The following is a 1,794-nucleotide window of genomic DNA, read 5'->3' as shown; positions in this document are numbered from 1 at the left end:
AGACGCCGATCACCCCGCTAACGGGGTCCCTTTTGCACGCCGGTCCACAGGCTTGCCGCGCAAAACGTGGTCCAAAGACGCCGACGAATGGGTTAGGTTATGCAAGGAGCTGGACGCCAGGTTGGTTGACGGCGGCATCTTGCGATCTCTCTCGGAGTTCGACACAGAAGTTCGAGCTCGAGCGCTTCTTGTTATCTGTGAAGGTCTCATAGGCAGACTGAAGTGGCTGATCGGCACGGCTTTGCGGAGCGCCCTTCGTCGCGACAGCGATCAGATTTCCCTTGAAGACCTAATTTCTGCCGGCGACGCGCTCTTGCTGAAATATCCACGTGAGGGCGCGGTGAATCCGCTCGCTTCTCTCCGTTGATCGAGGAGACTGATCTCCTTCCGGATTCCGTATGGTGGCCGCTTGAGGATCTGGACCCCGAAGAATCCCTGTTAGGCTTCTCCGTCAGGACGATGCAGGAGAATGAGATGCCCCACCTGGCGTCTATTCTGCGGGAGGCCGGGCAAGCGTATAGGAACCGCACCGTGGACATCTTACGGGGAGACGCTAGTGCCGAGGCTATTGCCTCAGTGCTCGGCATCCCCATCGCAGAGGTTGTCTACCGCCGTGGCCACACCGACGCCCAGGGTCGCTTCACATATCGGGACGTGGAGATGCGCCCGACAGACGTGTCCACACGCGAGCGGCGTTTTGCGCCGGGGTCGTTACGCGAAAAGCCGATCCACCGCTCTGCATGGATGATCAAACTCCTCCCTTTCTGTCCCATTAGTTGGGAGCCGTTGATCTATCGCTGCACATGCGGTGCGCACCAAGATTGGACCGCGGTACGGGATATTCTCCGTTGCAGCGGATGCGGCACTCTTCTGACAGACATGATTGTGGACAAAATCCCAGCCCGTTGGCGGCCTTACCTGCAAATTTATGCAGATTTGTTGTCGCCAGACTCGGCATCCAGAGCGGCCGCACTACGCCGATTGCCAGAAGATGTTGCTGTGCTTTCTCCTGGACAGGCGGTCGAACTTATTCTGACGCTCGTTCCATCGGCGGAACTTGGGATCAGGAGAACGGCGCGAGATCTTTCCGTCTGGCGGGAACGGCCTATGCTCCTATCGAAGGCCATCGCCAAGGTGGTGGAGGGGATGCTTGCAGGTGAGGCGGCCACTGCACGTCTTTTGCTGGGTGGCAGACCGAAGCATGTTGAGCCGAGGTCCAGGCATCTCAGTCGTCTTGCGAAACTTCTGACCGGTCGCGGCAGGATCGATCTTCCAGAACCAATAACAGATATTTTTGATGAAGCTGAGCAAGCCATATCTGTGCCAGGCAAGGGCGAGGAGACTTCCATTGATTTCATGGAGGCTGAACTTCTGCTCAAGCGCCCACGCGCCACGTTGCGCGCCGCCCGGCGGGATGGAACCCTGCGGACTGCGTTCCGAATAAGGCGCGGCGAAGTTTTTCCAGCCTTGGACCGGGCAGAAATTGAGCGTCTGGCTTCTGAGAAAACCTTGGGCCTGGCAAAGATGGGCCGGGCATTGGGTCAGATCCCCCTCTACGGAGTCGCTCAGTTGGCTGACGTTGGCCTTCTCCGTTATGCGGAACATCCCTTCACATGGAAAACGAAGGGCGTCAGGATTTTGCAGGGGGAGGAGAAGCGACTTCTTGCGACGCTAGGCGAAGGATCGAGCAAACTGCAAGAGGATGATACAGTTACTCTATACTCGGTCTTGAGAGGCATCGGCGGTAACCGCCCGATTGTTACCGCGATGGTTGTGCCTTGAAGCGGGCAGCGA

2 protein-coding genes are annotated in these 1,794 nt (G+C 58.0%); both read left to right on the top strand.

Annotated features, from left to right (window positions below):
- Nucleotides 1-367, top strand: a 367-nt coding sequence (locus tag ET21_RS28585) for a hypothetical protein (RefSeq protein WP_237751600.1), incomplete at its 5' end; no start/stop codon positions are given.
- Between the two features lie 107 nt (nt 368-474).
- On the top strand, nt 475-1,782 hold the full coding sequence (locus ET21_RS0118105; RefSeq protein ID WP_156029286.1) for a hypothetical protein: 1,308 nt from the start codon (nt 475-477) through the stop codon (nt 1,780-1,782).
- The last annotated feature ends 12 nt before the right edge of the window (nt 1,783-1,794 follow it).

Origin of the sequence: Sphingobium sp. DC-2 (assembly GCF_000722555.1) — a bacterium.
Lineage (GTDB): Bacteria > Pseudomonadota > Alphaproteobacteria > Sphingomonadales > Sphingomonadaceae > Sphingobium > Sphingobium quisquiliarum.
Note: the sequence above shows the minus strand (reverse complement) of the source record. Positions and strands in the feature narration are given on the sequence as shown.

What these genes read in the sequence shown, in the direction of transcription:
- ET21_RS0118105 (WP_156029286.1), top strand. Translation starts at nt 475, where the DNA reads ATGCCCCACCTGGCGTCTATTCTGCGGGAGGCCGGGCAAGCGTATAGG.